The organism is Sphingomonas lycopersici (assembly GCF_026130605.1).
GTDB lineage: Bacteria > Pseudomonadota > Alphaproteobacteria > Sphingomonadales > Sphingomonadaceae > Sphingomonas > Sphingomonas lycopersici.
On the sequence record NZ_JANFAU010000001.1, the window covers coordinates 788418 to 795715 of the forward strand.

At 66.4% G+C, this 7298-nt stretch carries 8 protein-coding genes; 2 read left to right on the forward strand and 6 right to left on the reverse strand.

The window, feature by feature from the left end:
• Positions 1–21: 21 nt before the first annotated feature.
• The gene (locus tag NED98_RS03180) at positions 22–1338 is read left to right on the forward strand and encodes an MFS transporter (RefSeq protein WP_265311921.1); all 1317 of its coding nucleotides are present in this window, start codon (positions 22–24) and stop codon (positions 1336–1338) included.
• Positions 1339–1341: 3 nt separating this feature from the next.
• Here NED98_RS03180 and NED98_RS03185 read toward each other — a convergent pair whose 3' ends face one another.
• The 5 genes from NED98_RS03185 to NED98_RS03205 form a co-directional block, all read right to left on the reverse strand.
• Positions 1342–1770: a pseudoazurin gene (locus tag NED98_RS03185; protein ID WP_265311922.1), complete on the reverse strand. Its 429-nt coding sequence runs from the start codon at positions 1768–1770 to the stop codon at positions 1342–1344.
• Between the two features lie 16 nt (positions 1771–1786).
• Positions 1787–2149: a hypothetical protein gene (locus tag NED98_RS03190; RefSeq protein WP_265311923.1), complete on the reverse strand. Its 363-nt coding sequence runs from the start codon at positions 2147–2149 to the stop codon at positions 1787–1789.
• Positions 2146–2556 carry a c-type cytochrome gene (locus tag NED98_RS03195; protein WP_265311924.1) on the reverse strand — a complete coding sequence of 137 codons (411 nt, stop codon included), beginning with the start codon at positions 2554–2556 and terminating at the stop codon, positions 2146–2148. The genes NED98_RS03190 and NED98_RS03195 overlap by 4 nt, the downstream gene beginning before the upstream one ends.
• Positions 2553–4130 carry an FAD-binding oxidoreductase gene (locus NED98_RS03200; RefSeq protein WP_265311925.1) on the reverse strand — a complete coding sequence of 526 codons (1578 nt, stop codon included), beginning with the start codon at positions 4128–4130 and terminating at the stop codon, positions 2553–2555. Before NED98_RS03200 ends, NED98_RS03195 begins: the two co-directional genes overlap by 4 nt.
• A gap of 139 nt (positions 4131–4269) precedes the next feature.
• A complete protein-coding gene (locus NED98_RS03205) occupies positions 4270–4716 on the reverse strand; it encodes a Saro_0803 family transcriptional regulator (protein WP_179514193.1) in 447 nt (148 codons plus the stop codon).
• 104 nt (positions 4717–4820) lie between these two features.
• On the opposite strand from NED98_RS03205, the gene NED98_RS03210 reads away from it, so the two are divergent.
• Positions 4821–6305 carry a lignostilbene-alpha,beta-dioxygenase gene (locus NED98_RS03210; RefSeq protein WP_265311926.1) on the forward strand — a complete coding sequence of 495 codons (1485 nt, stop codon included), beginning with the start codon at positions 4821–4823 and terminating at the stop codon, positions 6303–6305.
• 108 nt (positions 6306–6413) lie between these two features.
• On the opposite strand, the gene NED98_RS03215 is transcribed toward NED98_RS03210, so the two are convergent.
• The coding region (locus NED98_RS03215) for an MFS transporter (protein WP_489886380.1) at positions 6414–7298 on the reverse strand (885 nt) is incomplete at its 5' end.

Here is a 7298-nt window from a genome sequence, read left to right on the forward strand (position 1 = left end):
TCCAAGGGGAGGAAACCAGAGATGAACCGTGATCCGCGTGCGATCGTCGACGAGGCGCCGATGAGCCGGCTGCAGATCGCGGCGGTGGCGATCACCGTCGGGCTCAACGCGCTCGACGGCTTCGACGTGCTGTCGATCAGCTTCGCCGCGCCGAGCATCGCCGCCGAATGGGGCATCGACCGCAAGGTGCTGGGGATCGTGCTGTCGATGGAATTGATCGGCATGGCGGTCGGCTCGGTGCTGCTCGGCGGGGTCGCCGATCGCATCGGGCGGCGGCGCACGATCCTGGGCTGTCTCGTCGCCATGGCGATCGGCATGGCGATGGTGACGACCGCGCATGACGTCACCACGCTCTCCGTCTGGCGGCTGCTTACCGGGCTGGGGATCGGCGGGATGCTCGCGGCGATCAATGCCGCGGCGGCGGAGTTCGCCAGCGTGCGCCGGCGCAATCTTGCGCTGGCGATCATGGTGATCGGCTATCCGATCGGCGCGGTACTCGGCGGGTTGATCGCCGCGCTGCTGCTCAAGGGCGGGGATTGGCGCGCGGTGTTCGAATTCGGCGCGATCGTCACCGCCTGTTTCATCCCGCTGGTGTGGTTCTTCGTCCCGGAGCCGGTGCAATTCCTGCTCGCCAGGCGACCCCAAGGCGCGCTGGAAAAGGTGAACCGCACGCTGGCGCGTTTCGGCCATGCGCCGATCGATGCGCTGCCGCCGGTGGAGACGGGCGCGGCGCGCGCCTCGGTCGCCGATATCCTGCGCCCCGGGCTGCTCGGCATCACATTGCTCGTCACGCTCGCCTATTTCGCGCATATCGTCAGTTTCTACTTCATCCTCAAATGGTCGCCGAAGATCGTCGTCGATCTGGGCTATCCGCCGGCGCAGGCCGCGGGGGTGCTGGTGTGGGCCAATGTCGGCGGCGCGGTGGGCGGGGCGATTTTCGGGTTGCTCGCACAGCGCTTCGCGTTGAAGCCGATGACGATCGTTGCGCTGATATTGTCTACCGTGATGGTCGCCTTGTTCGGCGCGGCGGGGGTGCGCTCGCTCGGCGGGCTCGCGGCGCTGGCGTGCATTTCCGGGCTGTTCACCAACAGCGCGGTCGTCGGGCTCTATACGATCTTCGCGCGCGCCTTCCCCGCACATGTGCGCGCGACCGGCACCGGCTTTGCGATCGGCATCGGGCGGGGCGGGGCGGCGCTGTCGCCGATCCTCGCCGGCGTGCTGTTCAGCGCCGGCCTGCCGCTCGCCGGCGTGGCGATCGCGCTCGCCGCCGGATCACTGATCGCGGCGATCGCGCTCGGCGCGCTCAAGCTGCGCTTCGCGGACGAGAAAGCGGCGTAGCGCCTATCGGATCGCCGCCAGCGCGGGCTTCAACCGCTTCGCGGCGAGCGGCGGCAGCGTGGCGGCTTGTGCCGCCGCGCGATTGGCGTTCCCGGCGATGACGAGCGCGACCATCCCCATCGCATAATGCGGCTGGCATTTGATGCCGTAGATGCCGGCCTTGGTGACCGAAAGCGTCACCTCCTTGTTGATCGCGCCCTTGATCGGCGGCGCGCCGGCGGGCCAGATCGCGGGGATCGTCTCGGCATTGTGCGAGGCGTCGGTCGGGACGAAGCGCACGGTGTCGCCGGGTTTCGCATTCACCACCATCGGCTCGAACGCCATCATCCCCGCCGCGCCGCTGTTCTTCATGTGGACGACATATTCCTTCGCCGCCGCCGGCGCGGCAGCGAGCGCGGCAAGGGCAAAAATGAGCGGGGACAGGCGGATCATGCGGCGATACTCCAACTCAGGACATTTCCCAGAAAAACGCGCGCGCCACGGCGAGCGGGCGTTCGGCGCGGACCCTGAGCCCGCGTTCGATCAACAGGCCACGCACCGCGATCCAGTCACTCCACCGCGTCACCCCGATGACGCGCGCGCCGCCGGGGACGAAGCCGCGCATCTCGCGCCAGAGATCGGCATGCGCGGCGGACAGGTCGATCAGGCGGGCGGGGCGATATCCGGCGGTCAGCCGCCGTACTGCAGGCAAGCGGAGATCTGCCACGATCACCGTCTGTGCATCGCGCGCAGCCGCCCGCGCCGCGGGCGCACCGCTCAGCGCCGCCCCCGCGATCAACCCGGTGAGCGCCTGCCGACGGTCGACGATCACCGTGCTTTCCCTTTGGCGAGATAGGCGGCGACCGCCTTGAGTTCGGCATCGGTGATGTCGACGCGCGTCTGCGGCGGCATCGCGCCTTTGCCGTTGCGCGCCACCGCGATCACATAATCCACCGCCAGATCGTTGCGATTGGTGAGCAACCCCATCGCCGGCGGATTGCCCGCCAGAACCTGCTGCTTGGTCAGCAAATTGGTGCCCATTCCCGCCGGTAGATGGCAATAGCCGCAACGGTGCGAGAAAATTGCCGCCGCATCCTGCGACGCGGCGAGCCTGTCCCCGCCGCTTTCCGGCGCGCGCATCTGATAGGTCGGCGGGCCTGCGTCATGCGGGCCGCCCTGCGCCAGTGCGGCGCCGAAGCCGGCCACCGCGACGACCAGCGCGATCGCGCCGTTCCTCATGCCTTTCCTCCCCCCGAAAGATCGCGATAGGCGGCGGGCCACACGCCCTGCTTGCCCGGCGCGAGGATGCCGTTGGGATCCAGCGCGGTCTTCACCCGCTCGTTGAGCCGGCGCATCGCGTGGTCGTTGAAGTCGAAGGTGGCGTTGACCTTGTCCATCCAGCCGAGATGCGTGCGATATTCGGCATAGCCTGCCTTCGCCGTCTCGGTGATCAGCACGTCGAACAGCTGGCGCATCTTTGCGATCCCCGCCGCATCGTCGCGATCGTACATCAGCATGTTGACGTTGTTGGCGAAACGCCCGCCGATCGTGAAGCTTGCGTAGAAATCCACATCGGCGTCGCCGATGATCTTCCGGCTGCGCTTCAACTGATCGGTCACCGCCGCCCCGGTCGCCGGGACGACCGGGGAGAAGCCGAGATGCGCGCCGCGCCCGCCGATCCAGTCGCTCATCTGCAGCGGCACCGCGGAGGGCACCCCCATCGTGATGTCCATCGCGTTGACCGGATCGCCCTGGCGCCACCAATTTTCGACCGGCGGGGTCTTGAGGTGGCGCGCCATCGCCGCTTTCACCACATCGGCGCGCGCCTTGACGATGCCCTCGTCGCCGTAGAGCCGCAACGCGACCTGCCAGTAACCGAGCTTATATTGCGTCAGCAGTTCCTTGACGCGCCATTCGGGGATCGCACCGGGCTTGTCCCAGAAATCGCGGCGCTGCCCCTTGAGCACGATCTTGCCCAGCCATGAGGGGATGAAGATCGACTGATCGACCACGCCGGCGATCTTGAGCGGCGCGAGCGTATCGATCACCCAGCCGATATCGCCTTCCTCGGGAATGTCCCAGATCAGTTCCAGCGAGGTTTCCGGCGCGGGCATCAGCCACACGCCGGCCTTGGTGACGATCCCCATATTGGATTGCGAGAACATCAGATCCCAGGTCGGGCCATAGCCGAAGGGGAAGACGTGCCACGCCTTGTTGTTGGCCATCGCGCCGAGCCCGGTGCGGACGAGATCGCCGTCGGGCAACACCGCCTCTATCCCGCACAGATTGCGGGCGTTGAGGCCATAAGGGGTGTAGCCGATCCCGTGATCCAGCGCATTGCCGATCACCGAGCCCCAGGCGTTGCCGGGCACCGACATCCAGAGCGGGGTTTTGGTGCGCTGGAGATGCTCGTACAGGTCGAAGAAGCCGACCCCCGGCTCGAGCACGGCATAGCCGAGCGCGGCATCCACCTCGAGGATGCGGTTCATCCGGCCCAGATCGAGCACGATCGATCCGGGCAGGCGCGGCGCGGCGGTGCCATAGCCGAGGTTCTTGCCGCGGCTGACCGGCCATAGCGGCGTCTTGTAGCGGTTGGCGAGGCGAACGATCGCGCGCACTTCCTCCACGCTCGCCGGGGATATTGCGGCGGAGGGCGGCCATTGCGCGGCGTCGCCGGGCGCATAGACGTCCGAATAAGCGTCGCGATCCTCGTCGCTGGACAGCACCCAGCCGGGGCCGACCACCGAGGCGAAATCCTTCAGCGCGGTCTGGAACTGCGCGGGCGTCAGATGGGGAGGGAGCTTGAGCTCCACGGTCGATCCTCTCGCTAACAGTAACGGTCGTTATAATTGACGTGACCGTTGCGGCGGCGCTTGTCAAGCGGGCGTGCGTCGACCGCGACAGGAATCCCTACCGTGCGATAACGATATCTGAGGAGCGCCGGCGGCGTCGCTATTCGTGGATCAGGCGCAGCAACCGCACGAGCGTTGCGGTTTCTTCCTTCGTGAAGCGCGCTTTCAACCACGCTTCATGCTCGAGGATGCAGTTGCGCGCGGCGAGCAGCGCATCGCGGCCCGCATCGGTGAGATGCAGCTGCAGCCGCCGCCGGTCGCCCTGCGCCCCGCCGCGCTCGACGAAGCCGCGTTTTTGCAGCCGATTGATGATCGCCATCACCGTCGCGCGGTCCATCTGCAGCCGGCGGCCGATATCCGCCTGCGCGATATCGGGATTGTCGTCGATCAGCCACAGCGCCGAAACCTGCTTCTGCGTCAGCCCCAGATCGCCGAAGGTTTCGGTGAAGTGCCGATAGACTGCGCCATGAGCCAGCCGGATATGGAATCCGACGATCTCGTCGATTTCCCCCAGCGCGCCACTCTCCGTCCCAACCAGGTGATTCATCCTAACAGGATGGGCTTGCACCGGGGCACGGTCAATCGGCGCGGTTGAAAAAATGTTTGTCTTGCATACAATGCCGTGGACAACAGCAATGGAGAGGATCGGCCGTGGCGCATTTCCCGGACACGCCGTCGTTCACCGGATTCAACACGCCGTCGCGGATCGAGGCGGATATCGCCGATCTCGACGTGACGGGCGCGATCCCGCCCGAGCTCGACGGGGCCTTTTATCGCGTCCAGCCCGATCCGCAGTTCCCGCCGCGGCTGGGGGACGATATCGCTTTCAACGGCGACGGCATGATCACGATGTTTCACTTCAGGCACGGCCGCGTCGATTTCCGCCAGCGCTGGGCGCGGACCGACAAGTGGAAGCTGGAGCATGACGCCGGCGAGGGGCTGTTCGGCGCCTATCGCAATCCGCTGACCGACGACGCGCGGGTGAAAGGCCGTATCCGCGGCACCGCCAACACCAATGCCTTCATCTACGGCGGCAAATTATATGCGTTGAAGGAGGATTCGCCCGCGCTGGTGATGGACCCGGCAACGCTGGAGACCGAGGGATATACCTGGTTCAACGGCGCGATGACCGGCCAGACCTTCACCGCGCATCCCAAGATCGATCCTGAGACGGGCGACATGATCGCCTTCGGCTACGCGGCGAAGGGCGTGCTGACGCGCGAGATGACCTATTATGTCGTCTCGCCCGAGGGCGAATTGAAGCAGGAGCTATGGTTCGAGCCGCCTTATTACGCGATGATGCACGATTTCGCGATCACCCCCGATTACGCGCTGTTCCATGTCGTGCCGTCGACCTCGAACTGGGAGCGGCTGGAAAAGGGGCTGCCGCATTTCGGCTTCGACACGACGCTGCCGGTCTATCTCGGCGTCCTGCCGCGCCGGCCGGGTACGACCGCCGCCGACATACGCTGGTTCAAGCGCGATAATTGCTTCGCCAGCCATGTGATGAACGCGTTTCAGGAGGGGACAAAGATCCACTTCGACACCCCCGAGGCGAAGAACAACATGTTCCCGTTCTTCCCGGACATCCACGGCGCGCCGTTCAAGCCGATGGAGGCGGCGAGCTATCTTACGCGCTGGACGGTGGATATGGCGTCGAACGGCGACGCGTTCGAAAAGGTCGAGCGGCTGACCGATATGATCGGCGAATTCCCGCGGATCGACGATCGCCGCACCGGGCTTTCCTACCGCTACGGCTGGATGCTGGTGATCGACCCCGCCAAGCCGGTCGAGCTCAAGGGCGGCAGCGCGGCAGGGATGGTGATGAACACGCTGGGGCTGATCGATCACGAAACGGGGCGTGAGCAGAAATGGTGGTGCGGCGCGTCGTCGTCGTTGCAGGAGCCATGCTTCATCCCGCGCCACAAGGATGCGGCGGAGGGCGACGGCTGGATCGTCCAGGTGTGCAACCGGCTGGAGGAGCACCGATCCGATCTGCTGCTGTTCGACGCGCTTGATATCGAAAAGGGGCCGATCGCCGAAATCCATATCCCGATCCGGCTGCGCTTCGGGCTGCACGGCAATTGGGCCGATGCCGCAGAGATCGGGGTGGCCGGCCAGGGCGGACAACATTGAGCCGTTCGGGCCTCGCAATCCGTCACCCCCCCCGGCCCAGGGCGGGGGTGACGGGGGAGGTTGGCGGCGTTCTACCCGAAATAACTGACGTCGATCGACCCTAGGGGTCTAAACCGGCTCGCCCGCGGCACGGGTCCGTTCCAGCAGCCGCGCCTGATCGCGCGCGACGCGCCACCCGAGCGCGATCAGCATCGCGACGATCGCCGGCGCGACCCAGTTGATCGAGAGGATCGCGGCGCCGAGATCGCCGTGGTTCGCGTCGCTGATCAGCCCCACCGCATAAGGCCCGATTCCGAGCCCGGTGATCGTCGACACGACGATATAGGTGCTGGAGGTGATCCCGCGCATCCGCGGCAGCACCTGTTCGAACATCACCGCATAGAGCGGCGGCAGCCACATCGTCAGCACGACGCTGTACAGCGTGAAGCGCAGGTAGAAGGTGGCGGCATCGGGCGCGCGATAGACCCAGAGCGCAATGAGCGGCGACAGGCCGAGCGAGAACAAGGTCACCCACACCCGCCGCGCGGGCCGCCCGCCGCTCAGCCGATCCGACAAAGGACCCGATATCAGCGGCCCGGCGACCCCGATCGCGGCGCTGAGCAGCCCGAACTGGAGCCCGGTCATCGCGGGCGACAGGCCATAGGATTTCATCAGGAACGAGGGCGTGAAGCCCATCACCCCGTAATTGATCACCCCCTGGAGCGAGCCGATCGCGATGCACAGAAGCAGCGACGGGGACGAGAAAGCGGCGAAGGTCGGCGGATCGTCGCGGTGCAGCGCCTGCGCCAGGTTGACGAGGACGAACAAGCCGAAGCCGATCACGCTCCATTGCAGCATATGCGCGCTGACGGTCACGCCGCCGAGCACCAGCGGCGGGCGCGGCGACAATGTTTCGGTCCAGCGGATCGCGGTGATCGCCCCGGCGACGATCAGCGCCAACGCGACGAGGTTGATCAGCCAGTCGCGCGGCGCCGCGCGCCGCCGGCCGAGCGC

Coding starts and splice junctions, on each gene's coding strand:
- NED98_RS03180 (WP_265311921.1), top strand. CDS start 22: ATGAACCGTGATCCGCGTGCGATCGTCGACGAGGCGCCGATGAGCCGG.
- NED98_RS03185 (WP_265311922.1), bottom strand. CDS start 1,770: ATGATCCGCCTGTCCCCGCTCATTTTTGCCCTTGCCGCGCTCGCTGCC.
- NED98_RS03195 (WP_265311924.1), bottom strand. CDS start 2,556: ATGAGGAACGGCGCGATCGCGCTGGTCGTCGCGGTGGCCGGCTTCGGC.
- NED98_RS03205 (WP_179514193.1), bottom strand. CDS start 4,716: ATGAATCACCTGGTTGGGACGGAGAGTGGCGCGCTGGGGGAAATCGAC.